The 22,053-nt window shown below is 35.5% G+C and carries 26 protein-coding genes and 1 other annotated feature; of the genes, 4 read left to right on the top strand and 22 right to left on the bottom strand.

Annotation, left to right across the window (positions count from 1 at the left end):
- Positions 1 to 2 precede the first annotated feature (2 nt).
- The 22 genes from pknB to DS830_RS02085 form a co-directional block, all read right to left on the bottom strand.
- Positions 3 to 1,955 carry a Stk1 family PASTA domain-containing Ser/Thr kinase gene (pknB, locus tag DS830_RS02190; RefSeq protein ID WP_118908068.1) on the bottom strand — a complete coding sequence of 651 codons (1,953 nt, stop codon included), beginning with the start codon at positions 1,953 to 1,955 and terminating at the stop codon, positions 3 to 5.
- A complete protein-coding gene (locus DS830_RS02185) occupies positions 1,948 to 2,703 on the bottom strand; it encodes a Stp1/IreP family PP2C-type Ser/Thr phosphatase (RefSeq protein WP_118908067.1) in 756 nt (251 codons plus the stop codon). Before DS830_RS02185 ends, pknB begins: the two co-directional genes overlap by 8 nt.
- A gap of 34 nt (positions 2,704 to 2,737) precedes the next feature.
- On the bottom strand, positions 2,738 to 4,084 hold the full coding sequence (rsmB, locus tag DS830_RS02180; protein WP_118908066.1) for a 16S rRNA (cytosine(967)-C(5))-methyltransferase RsmB: 1,347 nt from the start codon (positions 4,082 to 4,084) through the stop codon (positions 2,738 to 2,740).
- Complete coding sequence (fmt, locus tag DS830_RS02175) at positions 4,062 to 5,006, bottom strand: methionyl-tRNA formyltransferase (RefSeq protein ID WP_118908065.1); 945 nt, start codon at positions 5,004 to 5,006, stop codon at positions 4,062 to 4,064. The genes rsmB and fmt overlap by 23 nt, the downstream gene beginning before the upstream one ends.
- Positions 5,007 to 5,011: 5 nt before the next feature.
- Positions 5,012 to 7,393: a primosomal protein N' gene (gene priA, locus DS830_RS02170; protein WP_118908064.1), complete on the bottom strand. Its 2,382-nt coding sequence runs from the start codon at positions 7,391 to 7,393 to the stop codon at positions 5,012 to 5,014.
- A 65-nt stretch (positions 7,394 to 7,458) separates the two neighbouring features.
- Positions 7,459 to 7,746 carry a DNA-directed RNA polymerase subunit omega gene (gene rpoZ / locus DS830_RS02165; RefSeq protein WP_118901187.1) on the bottom strand — a complete coding sequence of 96 codons (288 nt, stop codon included), beginning with the start codon at positions 7,744 to 7,746 and terminating at the stop codon, positions 7,459 to 7,461.
- Positions 7,747 to 7,748: 2 nt separating this feature from the next.
- Positions 7,749 to 8,366, bottom strand: a complete 618-nt coding sequence (gene gmk / locus DS830_RS02160) for a guanylate kinase (RefSeq protein WP_118901185.1) — start codon at positions 8,364 to 8,366, stop codon at positions 7,749 to 7,751.
- Between the two features lie 96 nt (positions 8,367 to 8,462).
- Positions 8,463 to 10,142 (bottom strand): DNA repair protein RecN, encoded by a 1,680-nt coding sequence (gene recN / locus DS830_RS02155; RefSeq protein ID WP_118908063.1) that lies wholly within the window; start codon positions 10,140 to 10,142, stop codon positions 8,463 to 8,465.
- 16 nt (positions 10,143 to 10,158) lie between these two features.
- Entirely contained in the window at positions 10,159 to 10,980 is an 822-nt protein-coding gene (locus DS830_RS02150; protein WP_118908062.1) for a TlyA family RNA methyltransferase, read from the bottom strand.
- An 11-nt stretch (positions 10,981 to 10,991) separates the two neighbouring features.
- A complete protein-coding gene (locus tag DS830_RS02145) occupies positions 10,992 to 11,864 on the bottom strand; it encodes a polyprenyl synthetase family protein (protein WP_118908061.1) in 873 nt (290 codons plus the stop codon).
- Complete coding sequence (locus DS830_RS02140) at positions 11,861 to 12,112, bottom strand: exodeoxyribonuclease VII small subunit (protein ID WP_118901178.1); 252 nt, start codon at positions 12,110 to 12,112, stop codon at positions 11,861 to 11,863. Before DS830_RS02140 ends, DS830_RS02145 begins: the two co-directional genes overlap by 4 nt.
- The gene (xseA, locus tag DS830_RS02135; protein WP_118908060.1) at positions 12,102 to 13,442 is read right to left on the bottom strand and encodes an exodeoxyribonuclease VII large subunit; all 1,341 of its coding nucleotides are present in this window, start codon (positions 13,440 to 13,442) and stop codon (positions 12,102 to 12,104) included. The genes DS830_RS02140 and xseA overlap by 11 nt, the downstream gene beginning before the upstream one ends.
- Positions 13,432 to 14,292: a bifunctional 5,10-methylenetetrahydrofolate dehydrogenase/5,10-methenyltetrahydrofolate cyclohydrolase gene (locus DS830_RS02130; RefSeq protein ID WP_118908059.1), complete on the bottom strand. Its 861-nt coding sequence runs from the start codon at positions 14,290 to 14,292 to the stop codon at positions 13,432 to 13,434. The genes xseA and DS830_RS02130 overlap by 11 nt, the downstream gene beginning before the upstream one ends.
- A 68-nt stretch (positions 14,293 to 14,360) precedes the next feature.
- A complete protein-coding gene (gene nusB / locus DS830_RS02125; RefSeq protein ID WP_118901172.1) occupies positions 14,361 to 14,765 on the bottom strand; it encodes a transcription antitermination factor NusB in 405 nt (134 codons plus the stop codon).
- Positions 14,766 to 14,786: 21 nt separating this feature from the next.
- Complete coding sequence (locus DS830_RS02120) at positions 14,787 to 15,188, bottom strand: Asp23/Gls24 family envelope stress response protein (RefSeq protein ID WP_118901170.1); 402 nt, start codon at positions 15,186 to 15,188, stop codon at positions 14,787 to 14,789.
- Positions 15,189 to 15,211: 23 nt separating this feature from the next.
- Positions 15,212 to 15,775 (bottom strand): elongation factor P, encoded by a 564-nt coding sequence (efp, locus tag DS830_RS02115; protein WP_118901168.1) that lies wholly within the window; start codon positions 15,773 to 15,775, stop codon positions 15,212 to 15,214.
- 120 nt (positions 15,776 to 15,895) lie between these two features.
- Positions 15,896 to 16,177, bottom strand: a complete 282-nt coding sequence (gene rpmA, locus DS830_RS02110; protein WP_118908058.1) for a 50S ribosomal protein L27 — start codon at positions 16,175 to 16,177, stop codon at positions 15,896 to 15,898.
- 16 nt (positions 16,178 to 16,193) lie between these two features.
- A complete protein-coding gene (locus tag DS830_RS02105) occupies positions 16,194 to 16,544 on the bottom strand; it encodes a ribosomal-processing cysteine protease Prp (protein WP_118908057.1) in 351 nt (116 codons plus the stop codon).
- 6 nt (positions 16,545 to 16,550) lie between these two features.
- Positions 16,551 to 16,862 (bottom strand): 50S ribosomal protein L21, encoded by a 312-nt coding sequence (gene rplU / locus DS830_RS02100; protein WP_118901163.1) that lies wholly within the window; start codon positions 16,860 to 16,862, stop codon positions 16,551 to 16,553.
- A gap of 8 nt (positions 16,863 to 16,870) precedes the next feature.
- Positions 16,871 to 16,937, bottom strand: a sequence feature (ribosomal protein L21 leader region).
- Positions 16,938 to 16,992: 55 nt separating this feature from the next.
- Complete coding sequence (locus tag DS830_RS02095; RefSeq protein ID WP_118908056.1) at positions 16,993 to 17,229, bottom strand: hypothetical protein; 237 nt, start codon at positions 17,227 to 17,229, stop codon at positions 16,993 to 16,995.
- A 75-nt stretch (positions 17,230 to 17,304) separates the two neighbouring features.
- On the bottom strand, positions 17,305 to 17,484 hold the full coding sequence (locus DS830_RS02090) for a hypothetical protein (protein WP_118901159.1): 180 nt from the start codon (positions 17,482 to 17,484) through the stop codon (positions 17,305 to 17,307).
- Entirely contained in the window at positions 17,477 to 18,211 is a 735-nt protein-coding gene (locus DS830_RS02085; protein WP_162887477.1) for an NAD(P)H-dependent oxidoreductase, read from the bottom strand. Before DS830_RS02085 ends, DS830_RS02090 begins: the two co-directional genes overlap by 8 nt.
- Positions 18,212 to 18,375: 164 nt before the next feature.
- Here DS830_RS02085 and DS830_RS08835 point away from each other — a divergent pair, with 164 nt between their 5' ends.
- From DS830_RS08835 to DS830_RS02070, 4 genes are all read left to right on the top strand, one after another.
- Positions 18,376 to 18,534 carry a hypothetical protein gene (locus DS830_RS08835; RefSeq protein WP_162887476.1) on the top strand — a complete coding sequence of 53 codons (159 nt, stop codon included), beginning with the start codon at positions 18,376 to 18,378 and terminating at the stop codon, positions 18,532 to 18,534.
- A 334-nt stretch (positions 18,535 to 18,868) separates the two neighbouring features.
- On the top strand, positions 18,869 to 19,639 hold the full coding sequence (locus DS830_RS02080; protein WP_118908054.1) for a hypothetical protein: 771 nt from the start codon (positions 18,869 to 18,871) through the stop codon (positions 19,637 to 19,639).
- A gap of 107 nt (positions 19,640 to 19,746) precedes the next feature.
- Entirely contained in the window at positions 19,747 to 20,748 is a 1,002-nt protein-coding gene (locus DS830_RS02075; protein ID WP_240366820.1) for a DUF3862 domain-containing protein, read from the top strand.
- Positions 20,749 to 20,866: 118 nt separating this feature from the next.
- The gene (locus DS830_RS02070; protein WP_118908053.1) at positions 20,867 to 22,012 is read left to right on the top strand and encodes a tyrosine-type recombinase/integrase; all 1,146 of its coding nucleotides are present in this window, start codon (positions 20,867 to 20,869) and stop codon (positions 22,010 to 22,012) included.
- Positions 22,013 to 22,053: the final 41 nt, after the last annotated feature.

Below are 22,053 nucleotides of genomic sequence, written 5' to 3'. Positions count from 1 at the left end.
CATCAACCTGCCGTTACGTTTTCCGAATCTAAAACAATCCCATCTCGAACCACTTTATATTGCCCTGTTTGGCCTTTGTTAAGTTGAAAGGGTATTGTAATTTGTGTTGTAGAATCAATCTCAGTTTCTTTATATAAATCATTCAAATTGTGATTAGCGTCTTTAATATAAATTTGAAAGGTATTCTTGCTTTGATTATCCTGTCCATTAAATGGTAAATTAATCGTCCTAGTAACAGTTTGTGGAGATGTGCCTGTTGGATTAGTATTAGCATCGCTATTATTATGTTGATCACTATTATCAGGCTTGCCACTAGAAATATTTACGACCAATGAAGCCCCACGTAAAATTCTTGTGCCAGCAATGGGATTTTGAGATACTACGTTGCCCTTTTCAACAGTACTAGATGGTACAGTTTTGACTACCAATTGCAATCCCTCTTCGTTAGCGTAATCTTGGGCTCCGCGTAAATTATAACCCGTTAAATCTTTAACAGCAAAACTATAATTTTTTTGTCCTAAAGAAACGGTTAAACGCACAGCTTTCTTTTTAGATGCAATCCGGCTTTTAGCCCGCGGCGTTTGCTTAATAACATTGCCTGCTGGCACAGTTTGTGAATAACGATTAATCCGTTTAACTCTAAACCCCAAACTTGTGAGTTGATTACGAGCTTCATAATAATTTTGCCCTACAACATTGGGAACTGTCCTCAAAACCGGTCCTAAACTGCGAACTAGCTTAATCGTAGTACCAGATTTAACATGCGTTCCTTTGGGAGGGACTGAACGGATAATATCATTTTTAGCCACGCGATTACTATGTTCACTGGCACTAACACGAGATTTTAATTGTGAGTTATTTAATACTGCTCGTGCTTGAGTTGCATTGAGGTTAGTAACATCTGGAACTGCTACTTCTTGACGAGCATTCAACCACCCCCATCCGATCAAAAATAAAATTACTAATAAAGCTGCCATAAGCCACCAAAATTTTTTATTAGAATTCTTTTTTTTAATCGGAGGAACATCTTTTTTATTGTCATCATCTACTAATTCGGGCAAAACTTTAGTCTCTTCAGAATCATTCCGTTCTTTTTCGTCATTTGATGGCACAAAGACTGGCTCATGCGCTCTTTGTGGTGACAAAACCGTTTTTAAATCAGTAGCCATTGCTAAAGCACTTGTGTAACGCACACTCGGATCTTTGGCAGTTGCTCTAAAAACAACATTTTCTAAAGCTTGGGGAATATCAGGTTGAGCTTGTCGCAAACTAGGGGTTGCTTCGTTGAAATGTTTTAAAGCAATGGCTAGTGATGTTTCACCATCAAAAGGAAGATGATTAGTTAACATTTCATAAAGAATAATGCCCAAAGCATAGATGTCCGATTGGACACTGGCTTGTTGACCTCGCACACGTTCTGGTGCCATATAGTGTACTGATCCCATAGTCGAATTGGTCTGTGTAATAGATTGCTCTCCTTGTGATAGAGCAATCCCAAAGTCAGCTACTTTAGCATGTTGTTCAGGAGTAATCATAACATTCTGCGGTTTGAGATCACGATGAATAATCCCATGTTGATGCGCTACTGCTACACCCTGCAAAATTTCTTCCATTAGCTTAATAACTTGTGGATATGGTATCGGAAAGTGATGCTTAATATATTTTTTTAAACTGCCACCTGGAACGTATTCCATTACAATAAAAGGTATATCTTCGTCGCCCACATCCAAAATATTAACAATATAAGGGCTAGACAACTTACTCATAGCGCGCGATTCGCGTTGAAAACGCAAACGAATTTGTTCATCATTTTGCAAATCAGCCCGCAGGCTTTTCAGTGCTACTTTTCGATGTAGGTAAGTATCCTCTGCTAAATAAACATTCGACATCCCTCCTTCTCCCAGAGTGTCGACAATTAAATAGCGATTAGCAATTAAATCGCCTTTATTAATCATGGGCGACCACCTCACTATTACCTTGCATATCAACCACTAAAGCTGTGATATTATCGCTTCCACCAGCATCATTGGCCATTTGTATTAGCAAATCACATTTTTGCTGGGCTGTTAATTTTTTTTGTAACACTTGTTCTAATTGCTCGTCATCTACCATATTAGATAGACCATCACTGCAAAGCAGCAATTGATCGCTGGTTTGTAAATCAAAAGTGCCAAAAGTCGGACTGACATCGGGAGAAACACCCAAACTTTGTGTAATAATGTTTTTATTAGGATGATGCTTAGCTTCTTGTTCAGTAATCGCTCCTGAAATTAAAAGTTCATTTACCAATGAATGATCAAAACTCAATTGTTGCAGTTTACCATCTCTTAATAAATAACAACGACTATCACCAACATTAAAGACCACTAACTGCTTTGGAAAAACAAAAGCCCCGACAATGGTGGTCCCCATTCCCGTTAATTCACTATCCTGATTCGATAAAGCAATTACTCGCTTATTCTCAAGCGCTAAAATATCATTGGCCCAATGTGAAACTTCTTTGATATCACGTGATGTGTTTTTCTGAAATTCAGTTCCAAAATGATTAACGACCATATCAGAAGCGACATCTCCGCCTCGATGCCCGCCCATACCATCTGCTACTACCGCAAATACTACATTAGCTTGGTTTCGATATACTTGAACATAATCTTGATTGGTTTGACGTTTTTTGCCAATATCAGTTTTAAAAGCAATATCCATAATTATTACCTCATTTTTGGGTATTTGATCTGATTTACTGTTTTTTTAATGCTGCAATAAAAAAGCCGTCTGTTTCATAATCATCAGGATAAATTTGAACAAATTGTCCACGATGAATCTTAGTTAAAGCTAAGTCCGTTTGGACCTTGACTGCGGTATATTCAGGATGATTTTGTAAAAATTTAGCAATTACTTGTTGATTTTCAGGTTCAAAAATCGTACAGGTACTATAAACTAATAATCCGCCTACAGTCAATAATGGATCTACTGCTTCTAAAATTGCTAGCTGAATTGCAGCCAAATCAAAAAGATCACTTTCTTGTTTGGTATACCTAATTTCAGGCTTGCGTCTTAACAACCCCAATCCTGAACAAGGCGCATCGACTAAAATTCGCTCAAATGTTTGAGGAGCAAATTGTTGACCGACTTGACGTGCATCCATTGCTAAAGTAGTTATTTGTTCAGCCACACCCAAACGATGAGCATTTTGCTCAATCAAACGCAATTTATTAGCATGCAAATCTAAAGCGGTCACTTGACCCATACCAGATTGCATATAAGTTGCCAAATGTGTAGTTTTCCCGCCTGGAGCAGCGCAAGCATCTAAAATTTGGCTATTATCTTGTGCTTGTAGAGCTGGTGCAACTAACATCGAACTTTCATCTTGCACTGTACAATAGCCAGCTTGAAACCATTGACTATGAATAATAGATCCTTGGTCAATAACTAAACCGACTGGGCTAACAGCACTAGGATGCACTTGAAAATTGTCGTGTTCTAATTGTTGTTGTAACTCTGAGCGACTAATTTTAGCAGTATTAACACGAATAGAAGTCTTAGGTGGTTGATTTAAACTAATTAAAATTTGGGTAGTTTTTTCCAAACCAACTTGCTTAACGAGCCGTTTAATAATCCACTGGGGCACACTATATTCGATACTTAAGCGCTTTTGCTTATCTAACTTGTCGAAGGTCATCCAGCCGTCACGTTGCAAATTACGCAAAACGGCAGTTATTAATCCGGCAACCTTTTGACCACCAATAATTTTGGCAATTTGAGTCGCTTCGTAAAAAATGGCGCGTTCAGGAATCCGATCCAAATAACGCATTTGATAAACCGAAATGCGCAATAAATTACGTACCCATGTTTGGAGATGCTTTTGTTGTTGCAGATATTTTTCTAAAAAGTAATCCAAAGTCAACTTATGTTGCAACACTCCATAAACTAATTGTACTAACAAACGCTGATCAGCGCTGACTAGCTGATATTGTGTTAAATACTGATTAATTAACACATTGGAATAGCCGCTGCCGTTTAAAACTTGATTTAAAATTTGGGTTGCTAAATATCGAGGATTATTATTTAATAATTTGTTCGCCAACTTGGATATCCTTCCCTTTGCCGTTTAAAAAGGCAGTAATTGGCATAACTGCCTTACCAGCCGGTTGAATTTGTTCTAAATAAATTACTGTTTGCTTACCAGCCGCAATTGCCAATTGTTTTTTCGTTCTCACAACTACTTGACCAGGTAATAAATCAGTGGTTTCTTTACCAACACTTGTCTGAAATACTTTAGTGCGGACCTCATTTAAAAATAAATAAGCCCCTGGATCAGGATTAAGTCCTCTAACTTGGCGATTGATCACTATTGCTGGCTGTGAAATATCAATTTGCTCTTCTTCTGGACTGATATTAGGAGTTATAGTGACTAAACTTTCATCTTGGGTTACACGCTTATTTGTGCCGGCAATGACTTGCGGCAAACTAGCTAGCAATAAATCTCGGCCAATAATACTTAATTTCTCAAATAAACTACCAGCTGTATCTGTAGGTTTGATGTCAATTGCTTGTTGACTAATAATGTCACCAGCATCCATTTTGGCGGCCATGTACATAATTGTGATTCCTGTCTTCAAATCGCCATTCATAATTGCCCGTTGTACAGGGGCTCCTCCTCGATTACGAGGTAATAAAGAGCCATGTACATTAAGCGGTGCAATTTGGGCCGATTGCAAAAGTTTTGTCGGCAAAAATTGGCCAAAAGCTGCTGTAATAATTAAATCTGCTTGTAAAGCAATTAACTCAGCTAACTCAGCACTATGTGCTAATTTTTCTGGCTGATACAAGGGTAAATTATGTTGCACAGCATACTTTTTAACTGGTGAATAGCTGATTTTTTGTTTACGTCCTACTGCACGATCTGGTTGCGTTACTACTCCCACAATTTCATAGTCATTTTGGACTAAGCCGTCTAAAATGGGCACAGCAAATTCGGGTGTTCCCATAAAAATAATTTTTGTCATCTCAATCACTCCATTTGTTGAGGTTCATTATCAACTGCAACTAAAAAACCTCTTTTTTTATCAATTTGAACATTATTAACGATTTGATGTAAAACTTTTAATAAATTAGGATTTATCCGATATTTAATTACTATTTGATAATAATAACGATTTTTAATCCGTGCAATCGTTGGTTCTGTCGGACCTAATAACTGCTCATCCTTTTTTAAGACGGTGCGTACTTGTTTAGCTATATTATAAGCCATCTTAAAAGCCTGTGCTTGTGAATGATGCGAAATTGTAATTTTAATTAAATAATAATAAGGCGGGTAACCAGCTTGATGGCGAAATTGCATTTCTTGCTGGTAAAATTTTTCATAATCTTGTTGCGCTGCTAACTTAATCGCATAATGCTGAGGATTATAAGTTTGAATATAAACTTTACCTGTTTTTTGAGCACGACCCGCACGGCCACTTACTTGGGTTAATAACTGAAAAGTACGCTCACTAGAGCGAAAATCATTGGTTATTAATCCAGTATCAGCATTAATAACTCCTACTAACGTAACATTAGGAAAGTCAAGTCCTTTCGCGATCATTTGCGTTCCTAATAAAATATCACCTGTTTGCTCAAATCGTTCTAATAATTGTTGATGAGCTCCCTTATGCTTAGTGGTGTCATTGTCCATCCGGATTATACGAGCTGTAGGCAAAATAGTTTGTAATTGTTGTTCTACCTTTTGCGTTCCAGTACCACTAAAACGAATTTTTTTACTCTTACACTGCGGGCACACGGTGGGAATGGCTTCTTTATGTCCACAATAATGGCACATTAAACAATGTTCTTGTAAATGGACAGTTAAAGAAATATCACAATTAGGACATTGTGGCACATATCCACATTCACGACACAATAAAAATGACGAAAATCCCCGTCGATTTAAGAGTAAAATTGCCTGTTCTTGACGTTGTAAGCAAACTTTGAGTGCCTGAACTAAAGGCAAGGATAAGTCCGGTTGTTTAGTCAAGTTAGCTGGCATTCTTAAGTCAACAACTTCAACTGTTGGTAACGCGTGTTGGTTAACTCGTTGGTTAAGATGTACCAACTTGTAAACACCCTTTTGTCCACGAGCCCGTGATTCTAGACTAGGGGTTGCACTACCCAAAACCACAGGACAATTATGATATTTTCCACGCCATAAAGCAATATCACGCGCATGATAGCGCGGATTATCTTCTTGCTTATAGCTAGCCTCATGTTCTTCGTCAATAATAATAATTCCTAAGTTATTTAAAGGTGCAAAAACTGCAGAACGCGCCCCAACAACCACGCGCGCTGCCCCAGTTTCAATCCGTCGCCATTCATCATAGCGTTCCCCGCTAGATAATCCACTATGCAACACTGCTACCAAATGTCCAAAACGCCCGCGTACTTGACTTACCATCTGTGGTGTTAGCGAAATCTCAGGTACCAGCATTAAAGCTGTCTTTTTTTGTTGTAAAAAATATTTAATTGCTTGTAAATAGATTTCAGTCTTGCCACTCCCAGTAATCCCTTGTAATAACACTACTTGATTTTGTGCGTTAATAATTTTTTGGTAAGCATTCTGTTGTTGAGCTGTCAGTACTAAATCATGAGTAGGCGTAATTTTAGGTTCTGTGGGCTGGCGCCAAACTACTTGTTTAACTTTAGTCAACCAGCCCTTTTTTACTACTGCGTTAATGGTTGCAGCAGTAAAATGTTCTTTTTGTAATAATTGCTGCAAACTAATTTGTTGTAAATTAGGCTGATCAATAAATAATTGAATTAATTTGCGTTGCTTTTTAGCTTGTGGCTTTAGTTCTGTCAATATTTGAGCATAATCAAGGTCTTGACGTTGAATAAACCATTGTTTTAATTGCTTGGCTTGGTCTTTAACTAGATATTTGATGTCAATTAATTGCTTTTTTTGCCAATTAAATAGTTGTTTTTGCATATTCACAGATATACTATTATCGATAACTTGTGCTGATTGGCCTTGAAAAAAATCATTATTTTGGATTTGTGGTGTCAAAGCTACCGCAATTTTTTGATACTTGGCTCTCATAACATTTGGTAGCATCGTCTGCATACACGAAATCCAAAAGCCAAAAGTTTGCTGCGACATCCACTGCGACAATTGTAATAATTCTTCATTTAATACTGGACGCAAATCCAGTAAGTGATCAATTGCTTTAAGTTGCCCAGAAAACTTACTGTGGGCACTTAAACCAACTACAAATCCTTGTACCAGCCGCTGACTGCGTCCAAAAGGAACTGCTACGCGCATCCCTTTTTGAATCGTATTTTCCAGATTGGAAGGTACCAAATAATCAAAACTGTGATTAGTCTGTTGCGTGGGTACATCAACTATAATCTGTGCGTACAAGTGGGTCTCCTTTTATCTATTTATATAAAAAAACTCCATCAGTTAGGTACATGATGGAGAAGTTCTTAATCTTTTTTATTTTCCAAACCTTCTTGATGTTCTAGTTTGGTTTCTTCAATCCGCTCAACTCTTTCAGCTTTACGTTCTGAAAGAATTGAACTTGGGTCAACCTTAACTTTACCGTCTGCTATTTCTTCTAATGCTTGTCCCACAGAACGTGGTGATTCATACTTAGTTAACATTTTGGAATCACCATCATCAATTTCATGGGCCCGCATTGCTGCTAACACAGATAACGAATAACGAGAATTAACTTGATCTAGTAACTTATCAATCGATGGGTATGAAATCATAATCATTTATCTCCAATCATTTTACGATAACTATCAATTACGCGAGGAACCCGCAAGTGCTCACTATTAACAATTTGTTCAATTCGCTTTACAGCTCGCGGAACTTCATCATTAACAACTGCATAATCATAGTTTGACATCATTTTAATTTCTTGTCTAGCTTTTTCCATTCGTTTATCAATTGTAGTTGTATCTTCTGAGCCACGATGTGTAATTCGATTGCGTAAACTAGACAAATCTGGCGGCGTCAAAAAAATAAATACCCCATTAGGCATTTTTTCTCTAACTTGCATGGCACCGTTCACTTCAATTTCTAAAAAAACATCTGTACCAGCATCTAATGTTTCTTGTACATACCGCAAAGGAGTACCATAGTAATTATCAACATAACGTGCATATTCTAACATTTCACCTTGGCGAATTTGTTCTTCAAACTCATCCTTACTGCAAAAAAAATAATCAACACCATTCTTTTCACCAGGACGCATTTGCCGGGTTGTCATGGAAACTGAATATTTAAACTTATTTGTAGCATCTTTCAACATTGCTTGTCTAACCGTTCCCTTGCCAACACCCGATGGACCAGATAAAACAATCAGCATTCCCTTTGCCAACGACATCACTAACCTTTTACAAATTATTACTTACTATATTGCACTAATTAGTAACTTTTTTCAAGTTACGCAGTTTATTTTTAGAAACAAAAACAAGTGTATCTAGTTATCATGTGCTAAACGTAACAATTCCTGTGCATGTTGTCGAGTAATTGCAGTTACCTTTGTTCCTTCTAGCATATGTGCAATTACATCAACTCTTTCTTGCGGATTCAAATTGGCAATAGCTGCTACTGTGTGTTGTCTGCTGATTTCTTTTTTTACAAGATATTGTTGATCACTCACTGCTGCTACTTGGGGTAAATGAGTAATACATAATACTTGAACATGCTGAGCAATCTGCGCCATTTTTTCGCCGATGGCTTGAGCTACTCTACCACTGACACCTGTATCAATTTCATCAAAAACTAATGTCCCCACTGGCTGATATTGAGCTAATTCAGTCTTCAACGCTAGCATAATGCGTGCTAATTCACCACCCGAGGCTACTTTAGCTAATGGTTTAAGTTGTTCACCTGGATTAGTCCGCAAATAAAATTCAACGACCTCATTACCCTGCTCGGTATAATCTTGCGGCGTTAATCGTACTTCAAAAGTGGTTTTTTCCATATACATTGATTTTAATTGTTTTTCAATCGACTGAGTTAAGTGTTTAGCTGTTTGGTGGCGATTTTGACTTAATTGTTGTGCAGCTTTTTGCAATAGTTGAGTTTGGTGGTGCAACTTTTCTTGTAATTGTTGTGGATCTTGTTGTTCTTGCTGCAATTGCTGTAATTGCTGTTGTGCCTTTTCTCCAAAGGCTATTACTTCAGCAACAGTATTACCGTACTTTTTTTCTAAATCATGAATTAATTGTAAACGTTGCTCAATTTCATCTAATCGCGCTGGATTATAATCTTGTAGTTCCAGTTGTTGAGTAATACGTTCTTGACTATCTTGCAAATCATAATAAGCACTTTCAATTTCTTGGGCAATTTGAGCATACTCATCTTCATACTCACTAATATTTTGCATTGCTTTCAAAACATCACTTACTTGTTCAACAATTCCAGTATTGTTTTGCGCTAAATACGTATAGGCTGTTTGTAAGCTAGAATGAATTCTTTCGAAATTAGCGAGCTTTTTTTGTTCATCGATTAATTTTTCTTCTTCATCGACTTGTAAAGCTGCAGTTTGAATTTCTTGTACTTGAAATTGCAACATGTCTAGTTGCTGAGCTCGTTGTTGTTGATTATTTTGCAAATTAGCTAATTGCTTTTTTAATTTGTGATAAATTTGATATTGAGATTGATAAGTCGCTAAAGGCTGAGCAATTTGTTCAGCTCCAAACTCATCCAATAAGTGCACATGTGTACTAGGATCTAACAAACTTTGGCTTTGATTTTGTCCACTAATATCTACTAAATATTTACCTAATTGCTTTAAAATAGAAACCGGTACTAATTGAGTATTAATTCGACAAATATTGCGTCCATTCGTTTGTAATTCGCGTTGAATAATTAGATTTTGGTCACTAAAGTCAATACCATGTTTTTGGCAAAATTGATTAACCAAAGTTTGATTATTTTTTTCGACAGTAAATAGTCCCTGTACTAGCGCCTTTTGACAACCAGAACGGACATATTCACTTAATCCACGGTTACCCATTAATAAACCTAAAGCATCCATGATAATGGACTTACCAGCACCGGTTTCACCAGTTAAAGCAGTGAGACCATTAAAAAATTGAATATCAATTTTTTTGATAATTGCAAAATCTTGAATAATTAATTCTTGTAGCATTTTACTACCTCAAAATTTATCTTTGCTTTAAATGTTCATATGCTCTAGTCAAAACGTCGGTAATATTGACTTGGGCCGCTTGTTGACCTAGTTGCTGACTCAAACGTAAATGAATTAAGAATTCAATATTACCTTCACTTCCAGTAATTGGCGAAAAATCTAAGCCCAAAACATCGTAATTGTGTTCCAAAGAAAAATTAATAATATCTTGTAAAACTTTTTCATGAACATGATGATCCCGGACCACACCATGCTTACCTACATTTTCTGGTCCTGCTTCAAATTGTGGTTTAATTAGACAAACTGCATCTTGTCCCGGAATTAAAATATGTTGTAACGGTGGTAAAATGAGCTTCAAAGAAATAAAGGAAACATCTGTCATTGCAAATTCCGGTAATCCTTGCGTAAAATCTTCTGGTTTACTATAGCGAAAATTAACTCGTTCCATAACAATAACGCGTGGATCCTCACGCAACTTCCATGCTAATTGATTATAGCCGACATCGAGAGCATAAACCTTGCGGGCACCATTTTGCAGAGCTACATCAGTAAATCCACCAGTAGATGAACCAATATCTAAACATAATCGATCTTTTAAATCTATTTGAAACACTTGTAATGCTTTAGCAAGTTTAAAAGCTCCCCGCCCAACATATTGTTGGTGAGCTCCAGCTTTTAAGTGCAATTGACTGTCACTGGCAATTTTTTCACCTGGCTTATCCAAGCGCAAATTATCAGCATTATAAACTTCACCCGCCATAATAGCTCTTTTGGCTTGTTCTCTAGAAATAAATAAACTCTGTTCAACAGCTAAAACATCAACTCGTTCTTTCTTCAAATCAAAACTCCTCAATCAAAATATTTAAGAGCATCTGCCAAAATACTCTTATCTAGATGAACCGCAGCCAGTTCTTGCCGTGCTGCTTGTACAATTGCTGCTAACTTCTTCTGTGCGGGAGCAATACCTAATAAACGTACATAGGTATTTTTACCTTCCAATTGGTCTTTGCCTACTTTTTTACCCAATTGACTTTGACTACCTGTCACATCTAACAAATCATCATAAATTTGAAATGCCAAACCAAAATCTTGCGAAAAACGCTGTAAATGGACCATTACATCAGCACTGGCCTGTCCACAAAGTGCACCCATTTGTACCGCTGCTGTAATTAAAGCGCCAGTTTTTTGATTATCCAGATGAGTTACTTCTTCTAAAGATAACTTTTTGCCTGTATTAATAATATCAATCATTTGACCTGCAATCATTCCATTAGCACCTGCAGATTGTGCCAAAATCTGGACTAATTGGGTTTTGATTTCAGATGGTAGTTGATTAGCTGTTAACCAGATAAAAGCATGTGTTAACAAGCTATCACCTGCTAAAACAGCACGGGCTGGTGTGAATTTCTTATGATTAGTTAATTGGCCACGCCGGTAATCATCATTATCCATTTCAGGCAAATCATCATGAATTAAGGAATAGGTATGGATAAGTTCAATGGAACCTGCAATTTTAAAATATTCCGTAATTATTGTATTATCTTGCAATGATTTAAGTGTTGCTAACATCAGAAAGGGACGAATTCTTTTGCCACCAGCATCGAGTGAATACAGCATCCCCTCTAATACTTGTGGTTGGTGAACTTCTTGAACTAATTGCTGATGCAGATAGTCATTAAACTGTTTCAAATACTGTTGTTGAAACTCTATAAATTGATTCATTGTTCTTCAGAACTTTCTTTAGTGTCTAATTGAAAGGTTGTTTCTTGTCCATCAGCAGTCATCACTTTAGTCAACTTTTTTTCAGCTTCTGATAAAGTTTTTTCTAAAATTTTGCTCAGATTAATTCCCTTTTGAAATTGATCCATTGCTTCTTCTAACGGGACTTCTCCTTGTTGCAAATTATCGACTATTTTTTGTAATTCATCTAGGTTTTCTTCAAAAGTTTTATCGTTTTTATTATTTGTCATTATTATTGGCCTCAATTTTTAATACTTGTGCTTGAAAACTACCATCAGCTAACTTCACATGAACTTGTTGATCAGGAGTTAATGCCTCAATTTTAGTAATTACTTGCTGTTGATCAGTCACAACTGCATATCCACGCTTTAAAGTTTTTAAAGGACTCAAATTATCTAAATTCGTAACTTGTTGAACCACTTTGTGTCTTTGTTCTTTTAAATAATTACCAAAATTTTGCTGTAAATTTTGACTTAAAAAATTTACATTTTGTTGATAATCAGCAATTTTGGGTATTTGAAATTGTAAGGATTGTTGCAGAATTTGTAATTTTTGTTGCTGAACCTGCAATTTCTGATGAAATAAATCCTGTAAAGAATTAGTTAATTGATCAACCCGTTGAGCATAATCACGATATAAATTCTGGGGGTTCTTAAAAATATAATTATTTTGATACACCTGCAACAACTGGCGCTTTTTTGCTAAAAGGTTTTTCATAGTTTGTACGATAATAGTTTGTTGTTTGCGGATTTGCAAAAGAACATCTTGTAATACTGGAGTTGCTAATTCAGCAGCGGCTGTTGGTGTAGCAGCTCTTAAATCGGCCACTAAATCCGCAATTGTAGTATCAGTTTCATGCCCTACCGACGAAATGACCGGAGTCTTTAATGACAAGATTGCTCGCGCAACTTTTTCTTCATTAAATGGCCATAAATCTTCAATTGAACCACCACCACGTCCAATAATTACAGTATCAAAATCGCCTATTTTTTCTACTTGTTCTAAACATTGAACTAAACTATCTGCTGCCGCCTTACCTTGAACTTGTGCTGGGAATAAAACTAACTGTACCAATGGATATCGCCGCTGAGTAGTAGTGATAATATCACGAATAACTGCTCCCGAGGGACTTGTAATCACGGCAATTTTTTTGGGAAACTTAGGAATACTCTTTTTAGGTAAATCAAATACACCTTCTTGGCGCAATTTCTTTTTTAATTGCTCGTATGCTTGGTATAAGGCCCCAATACCATCTGGTTCCATATGATCTACATAAATTTGATATTGTCCTGAAGCCTCATACAGTGATATATAGCCACTGACCAAAACTTTCATTCCCTCTTCAGGCTGAAACTTGATTTTTGCAAAAGCACTTTGAAACATAATTGCTGAAATTTTTGCATGTTCATCTTTTAGTGAAAAATATTGATGACGAGGCCTCAATCTAAAATTAGAAATCTCCCCTGTTAAATAGACTCGTTTGAGATACGGATCTGCATCAAATTTTCGCTTTAAATATTTAGTTAAAGCGGTCACAGTCAAATATTGCTTATCTACCATGCTGTTTTTCTCGTCTTTCTGCAATCATTACTACTTGTTCTAATAAACTCATCACTGTTAAGGGTCCAATTCCTCCAGGAACTGGGGTAATCATCTGAGCAACTGCTTGCACTTGCTGAAAGGCAACATCGCCAACTATTTTGCCAGTAGCGTCGCGATTAGTACCCACATCAATCACTATACACCCAGGATGTACATATTTAGCTGTAATAAAATTGGCTTTACCAATCGCAACTACCAAAATATCAGCTTGCCGCGTTAAACTTGCCAAATTATCAGTATACGAATGAGCAATAGTGACTGTGGCATTTTCACGCAACAATAAAGCGGCCAAAGGTTTCCCCACAATGGAACTACGTCCCACAATAACCACATGCTTTTTGCTGACAGCTATTTGATAAAAATGCAATAACTTCATAATGGCAACTGCTGTCGTGGGTAAATTGCCTGATTGCCCATTCCACAAACGTCCAATACTTTCCGCTGATTGGCCTTCAACGTCTTTTATGGGAGCAACTTGTTGTCTAATTACCTGTGGATTAATTGCTGCTGGTAACGGTGTTTGAATTAAAATCGCATCTACTGTAACATCTTGATTTAGTTCTTGAATTACTTGCAGTAATTGTTGTTCTGTGGTTTGTTGTGAAAGTGTAATTAATTGGTAATTGATACCTAAATTGCTGGCTGTCTGTTGCTGTCTATTAGCGTACAATAAGCTGGCTTTATCATTGCCAACAATAATTGTTGCTAACGTTGGTATAACCTGTTGTTGGCGTAAAAGACCAATCCGTTTTTGTAATTTGGTTGCTAGCTGTTGTGCTACTAACGTTCCTGATAAAACTGTCGCCATTTAATTCCTTCTTCAAAAAAAGGCGGGATTGGATAATTCCCGCCTTTTTTAATAATGTAACCAAAAATTTATTCAGCAGGGATGAAATTAGATAAAATCCCATTTACAAATTTTTTAGATTCTGGATCGCTGTATTGATCTACTAGCTCTAAAGCTTCATTAACTGCAACTTTAGCTGGTATAGCTTGACTTTCTTTGATTTCAAATAAACCAATTCGTAAAATATTAACATCTACTCGGCTTAACCGCTTTAAGGACCAGCCCTTTTTTAAAAACTGAGTCAAGTCTTGATCAAGTTGTTGTCGATTTTGCCAAACTCCTTGAACCAAAAATCGTAAATATTCGGGACAATTATTAATTTTTGATGCCTGCAAAACTTCCTGTAAAGCATTGTCCAAGTCAGTATCATTAGAACTTAATAAAAACAAAGTCTGAAATGCTAACTCGCGAACTTTATGTCTAGTTACAGTCACTTTTATTCCCACTTTTCTTTGCTATTTGCTTGAGGATACTTGCTTTTCCGCCTTTGCTGCAACTAATCCTACCACATGAACGTTAACCTGGGCCATTTCTATTTCTGTCATATACTGCAATTGTTGACTTAAACTTTTTTGCATTTCCAACGCCACTTGGGGTACAGCTACACCATATTCTAAATATACATAAACATCAGCTGTTAATTTATGATTAGCTTCATCATAAGAAACTGTAACACCCTTGCTATGTTTTTCACGTCCAAATATAGAATCTGCTAAGGTGCCACGCATCCCATAAACTCCGGATATTTTAGATGCTGAAATGCCCAATAGCACTTCTAAAACATCTGGTGAAATATTGATATTGCCTAAATCATTCTTATTTTCTGGGTCAATTATAATATATTTACTATCAGCCATTAACAAGCCCTCCAAAAAAGCAATTATTTATTAGCTCGTGAGCTATAAGTTCCATCGGCGGTATTAATTGTCAATACATCGCCTTCGTTAACAAAAAATGGAACTTGTACTACTAAACCTGTCTCCATTGTAGCTGGTTTAGAACCACCTGATGAAGTATCACCCTTTATACCAGGTTCAGTCGATTCAACTTTCAAATCAACTACATTAGGTAAATCAATTCCTAGTGTTTCTCCACCATGCATAATAATATTCACTTCCATGTTTTCCGTCAAATATTTTAATGCATCGCCCATATTTTCTTGAGGCAAAGAAATCTGTTCGTAAGTAGTAGTATCCATAAATACATAGTTATTACCATCTGCATACAAGTATTGCATTTTTTTATTATCAATTTGTGCGGGTTGGACTTTTTCTGTTGCTCGAAAAGTTTTTTCTTGAACGGCTCCTGTACGCAAATTTTTTAATTTGGAACGAACAAAAGCTCCACCTTTACCCGGCTTAACATGTTGAAATTCAACAATGCGCCATAGTTCTTGATTTACTTCAATGGTTAAGCCATTTTTAAATTCATTAACTGAAATCATAATTAACTCCCTAATATAATGTCTATACTATATCAATTTATCTCATATAAAAGCAAGCCAGACTCATAAATATCTAAGACCAAAATAGTATAAAAAAAGCCGCTTCCGCGGCTTACTTTATTAATCTTCAGTAACAACTGAAACTTGCTTACGATCACGGCCTAAACGCTGGAATCTAACAACTCCAGCCTTTAAAGCAAACAAGGTGTCATCCTTGCCGCGGCCTACGTTTTCGCCAGGATGAATCTTTGTGCCTCGTTGACGATAAATAATCGCACCAGCATTAATATGCTGTCCGTCTGCACGTTTTGCACCCAAACGACGACCAGCTGAATCACGGCCGTTAGCAGTTGATCCGCCCCCCTTATGGTGAGCGAAAAATTGCAAATTCATTTCTAACATAGGTTTTACCCCCTCTTCAAGCGGATTTATCTAAGGTGATTTGTATAAAATCACTGTAATTAGCAGCAATAGACGTACTAATTTGATAGCAACTATCCATTAATGTAACAGCAGCCACAACTTGATCATGCTCTTTAATGTCAGCATAATTGACTTGACATTCCAGATAACCACCCATTTCGTTGTTCATCTGTACTTGAGGCTGCACACCAGCCACATCCTGCAGAGAATTAATTGTTCCAATACTTACTGCTGAAACAGCTGAGCAAACAATATCTTGTCCATAAGGACCAGATTGTGCATGACCAGTAATCTTAAAACTACTAATATTTCCTTGCGGATTACATTTAAACACTGCTTTAATCATAAATTATTATTTAACTTCGATACTTTTAATAACAACTTTTGTATAAGGTTGACGATGTCCCTTTTTCTTGTGGGAATGCTTCTTAGGTTTGTATTTAAAAGTAACAACCTTTTTCTCACGGCCTTGTTTTTCAACAGTGCCGATAACTTTTGCACCTTCAATTGTTGGTGTGCCAATCGTAATTGAACGACTGCCTACTAACAATACTTGATCAAAAGTAACATCTTGACCTTCTTCGACGTCAAGTTTTTCTACAAAAATTGCTTTATTTTCTTCAACTTTATATTGCTTGCCGCCAGTTCTGATAACTGCGTACATGTGTACACCTCCATTCTTAGACTCGCCACATTAGGTGCTTACGCTTAAACCTAGCATGTGCGGTTGCAGCTGTGGGTTCACAATTACAACTGTTTAATCATACAAAAAAAATCTACCCTAGTCAATAGTTTTATTCAATAAACTGATAATGAACCAAATTGTGTAAATCAAACAAATTATTATTGCTATCCGTAAATGTGCCATTCTTTTCACGTAATTGTTGCTTTAAATTGTCAATGGCAACTTGGTCATCGGCATAAACTGGAATTTGCAAAACTCGTCCATCAGAAAAAGTTACTTGAGCATAAATTTTTTTGCGATTAAGACGGCTCTTTTTTATCATTTGCTTCATAGTTTTTTTCTTCATAAATATAATTACCACCTAAATAATTTATCAATATTACTATTGTAATGCAATTTGTTACGGATAACTACTAATATTTTACCATTGTTCGTGATTCCATAATTGACCATCAATTTCAGCTTGAATTTGTTGCATTCGTGATTGTTGTTGTTTAATCGTGGTTTTTAAACCGTACCAAAAAGCACGCTTTTCGTAACTTGTTTCCGTATCTATTAGTTGCTCTAATTGGTTAATTAGCCAGTCACTTTGATTATTCAAGGGTATCGTCCTCGTCTTGTTTAATTAAATTTAAGGTAGTTTGTGCATTATCTAACTCTTGTGTAATCTGAGAAAAGGTTGCTTTAATCAAATTTTTATTATCATTATCAGCTAAATGATGTTGAGTAAAATATTGTAAATACCATTGACTGCGATTTTCTAGCGAATCTGGAAATTGTTGGCTTAAATACCGTTGATAATCCATCAATAATTGGAGTTGCGCTGTTTCTGAAAGATAATAAAATTGGTAAATTGCAAATACCGATAAAAATTTCATTTGGGCTTGTCGCGCCAGCACTTGATAAGGAGTTAAAATCTGATCTAATGTATACCCTACTGCACCGCCGGTTTTAAATGCTTTAGCTGGTTGACCTGTGGTTACTACTATACCTAATTCTTTACCACTTAATGATGTTTGTAAAAATTTATTTGATAAAATTTTAGTTTGCCAATTAATTAGAGAAGCAGGAGCTGTATACCAATACATCGGAAATTGAAAAATTATACGCTGAGCATCTACTAATAGTTGACGTTCTTTAGCAATAGAAAACGTAACTAACTCATCCAAATGATGCCAGTCAGCTTGTACTAATTCTGCTCCCCGTTTTAAGAATTGTTCAGTTGAAGAGTTATCAATCTGCGGATGCGCTACAATAATTAAAGTTTTGATATTATCAACTCTCCTTATATTAATGATATTACTATTATCTATTTTAGTCTGGAGCAATGCAAGAATTATAGTAGCTGTTTCAACTAACCGCTATTCGTCTATTAATTTATAAAATGGTAAAATAGTATTCAATTGGAGGACTTTTATTATATGGCTAGAACATCTTGAAAGCCCTATAATGAAAACGTTAAAATCATACATATTATTGCTTGGAGGAAAAAATGAGAACTTTTCATACAAAAAATAAGCAAACAACACCGTCAAATAATTATTCTAATTATCAAAATTCAGTTTATATTTCGCCTCAAAATAATATTAACCAGCAACCACTTAATCAACCAATATTCAAAAAATATAAAGTACGAATTTTTAATATCTAGTTAGTCCAAACACTGAAGACTATAAAAGCTGTAAATCAGGAGAAGTAATGTGGAAAAATAAAACTACTATTTTTACTCTGCTAATGGTTGCTGTCATTTTTTAATTGCTGGAATATGATATTTAAACGAACAAAAATAATTAAAAATACATGCTTCCGGCTTTTAATTCGACGAAGTCTGAAATTTTAATCAGCAGTCAGGTTGATAAGGCTAATCAAAAGAAATGATAACTATTTTTTCCAATGAGTTACTCCTATGAAGATTTAGAAAACGTTAGAATAATAAGCAAAGTTGTAGTTTATATAGTGGGAATTTAGAAAGGTGGTGAATCCAATTGAGGCCAGTTTATAAAAAACCATGGTTTATCATTGTTTCATTAATTTTAATTATATTTGTTGGGTCGGCACTTATAAGCGGAATAATTGAAGGTATTACACAGCATCCACCGACAGAAAAAGCGTCTAAAAAAACTATTAAACCTACCGCTAATTCTAAATCAGTTAATAAAAATAATAAGCATAAAGCTATACAGGTTTCTAAAAAATATAAGAATAAAAAACGCAAAACCAAAAAATATAATTTTACAAATATAAGTTTAGGCATGAGCGAGGATCAAGTAGTTAAAATTTTGGGAAAGCCACTTAATTCAAAAGAATTTAAAAATAATGGCGAGGACACATTATATTATGGAAAAGATGATTTAGATTTTCATAATTATATTTTAATCGATGGGTCTTCCACCAATATTAAAAAACAAGTTCTAAAGAAACAACGACAGGAAAAACAAAAAATCGTTGAACAAACTAAAGCTCAAAATTTAATAAAAGATGAGCAAATATTAGCTAAAAGCTTTGGCCAAAAACCAGTTGAAGAAATTCAAAAGTATATTGGTTCAGCTTATTCTTCAATAAGAATTGGTGATTCTATGGCATATGGAAAAAAAGCAAAAACGGCTAATGGAACATTTAATTTAATAAGAATTGATAAAAATGGGTTTACCACAGTATATTTAAGCAATCCAAATGAACAATCCAAATTAGGAGAAAAACTATACGAAGGTCAAACCATAGTTTATAAAACTAAACAACCAGTTGTTCTTTATTAAAATATGTAAATCTTGGTTAAATTTAAAAAAGCTTTAGCTAAAAAGAACTACTCATAAGTCCAAATACTGAAGACTATAAAAGCTGTACATATTTTGGAGGAATAAAAGTGCGAAAGTTTAATTCAGGTAATAATAATAATCAACAGCAATCAAATAATAATGGATATCCACCAAATCAAGGCGGTAATTATAATCCGCAATATCCTAATTACAATAATGGAAACGGTAATTATCAGTCACCAAATTATAACCAACCGCAACAGCCCAATCAGAATTATAATCAACAACCAAATTATAATTCACAACCTAATCCTAATAACCAACAAGGGTACTATCAACAACCTAACCCAAATTATAACCAACCACAAAATAATGACGGTTATCAAAATCCTAATGGTGGTAATCAACAGCCACCTATGCCACCTCAAAAACCAAAAAAGCCCTTCTACAAAAAGTGGTGGTTTTGGTTAATTGCTATAATTCTAGTATTTAGTATTGGAGGAGGACTCGGTAATAATTCAAATAAAAAATCAGATAAATCTAATGAGTCTAATAAAACAGAGTCCGTTAAAACTAGATCTACTAATAATTCAAATTCTAACAGTCCTGAAAAAGAAAAGAACCCTAAAACAAATGGTCCAAGTTTAGAAGACTATAAAGCAATTAAACTTGGAGAAAATGATGGTACTACTGATAGTGAGATAGAATCTAAATTTGGTAAACCAAACACTACATCTAGTCAAACTATCGAAAACGTTAAAGCAGATGAGAAAATTTGGAATAAAATTCAAGGCGGTTCATTAGGTGGTAATTTCAATATTGGCTTTTCTAACGGAAAGGCAATTTCAAAAGGAATTTCAGGCTTAAAAGTAACCCGTAATAAAAAGATTAGTCTTGATGATTTTAATTCAATCCAAAATGGGCAATCTGAATCAGATATTATTAATAAATTTGGTCAACCAAATGGATACAGTGAAACTTCTATAGCCAATCACAATAGCAAGCAATTAACATATAATTCTGACATTAAGGGTGATTTAGGAGCTAACTTTATACTTACTTTTACAGATGGCAAAGTAAGTGGAAAAACTCAAACAAGTATGAAATAAAATAGTAAAAAAGCCACATCCCCTCACCGATCAAAGCTTGAGATGTGACTACCACGAAAATACATAGAGTATGCCTTTTCGCATACTCAATTTTATCTAAAATTGGGGGAATAAGCAAATGGCACAAATATTTAAACGTGGCAAAAAATGGTGCTATCGTATTTGGTATAGGGATAAATTGGGCAATAAGCGTTCTACAAGTAAATCTTTTGATAAAAAACGCGATGCCGTCGAACAAGCTGCAATAGCAGAATCTCAAAAAAATACAACTAACCTTTCAAAAAAAGAAACCATTACGTTTTACGAGTATTTTAGTGATTGGATAAAAACTTATAAGACTGGTCGTTTTACTCGTAATACCGAGCTACGATACGTTCAAACGGCGAAATTGATACATGATTTTTTCGGAAACACGCTGTTAAAAGATGTTACACGTTCTGACTATCAAAAATTTATTGATGATTACGCTAATAATAGTAGAAAAAACGTACCTCGCTCAAAAAAATCTGTGGCAAGGATTAACGGCTATATTCGTGCAGCAGTTGCGGATGCACAGGAAGAAAAAATAGTTGATTTTGACTTTACTAGAAAAGTAGTAATTAATGGATCTAAACCAAAATCAAACGAGCATAAATACTTAGAATCGGACGAGGCTTCAAAGCTCAAAAAATACGCATATGAGCATCTTTCACTCAAATCAATATCATTTTATGAAATACTATTTGCATTAGCCACAGGTTGTCGCTATGGCGAAATAGTTGGACTTACGTGGCCAGATATTGATTTCGAATCTAAAACTGTCTCAATTAATAAAACTTACGATTACGTAACTAGATCTGGATTCAAACCGACAAAAACAGCGGGATCTGTTAGAACTATTACTATCAGTCAAAAAACAGTAGAACTTTTGCAGCGGTTGAACCAAGAACAAATTAAGACCTTTTTCAAGCAAGGCTTCCGTAATGAAAAACAACTAGTATTTTTAAACAATAGACACTATATAGTAAGCGACAACGGTGCTAATAAAGTGCTTGAATCAGCGTTAAAAAGCCCTGAGGTTAATGCAAAAAATATTATTACTTTTCACGGCCTACGACACACTCACGCTTCAATTTTGATTAGCCAAGGCGTCGGCGTCGATTATATAGTTGAAAGACTTGGTCATGCAGACACTAGCATAACCTTAAGAGTTTACGTCCATCTGCTAAAAGACAAACGGGATAAAGACAATCAAAAAGCATTGAAAGCTATCAGTGAAATTTAAGGTGCACACAATTGAATGTGCACTTTTTTAGTATCGCTCAT

The organism is Bombilactobacillus bombi, assembly GCF_003522965.1.
In the GTDB taxonomy this organism is placed as follows: domain Bacteria; phylum Bacillota; class Bacilli; order Lactobacillales; family Lactobacillaceae; genus Bombilactobacillus; species Bombilactobacillus bombi.
The sequence above is the reverse complement of the archived record's forward strand: the minus strand, read 5'-3'. Positions and strand labels throughout refer to the sequence as shown.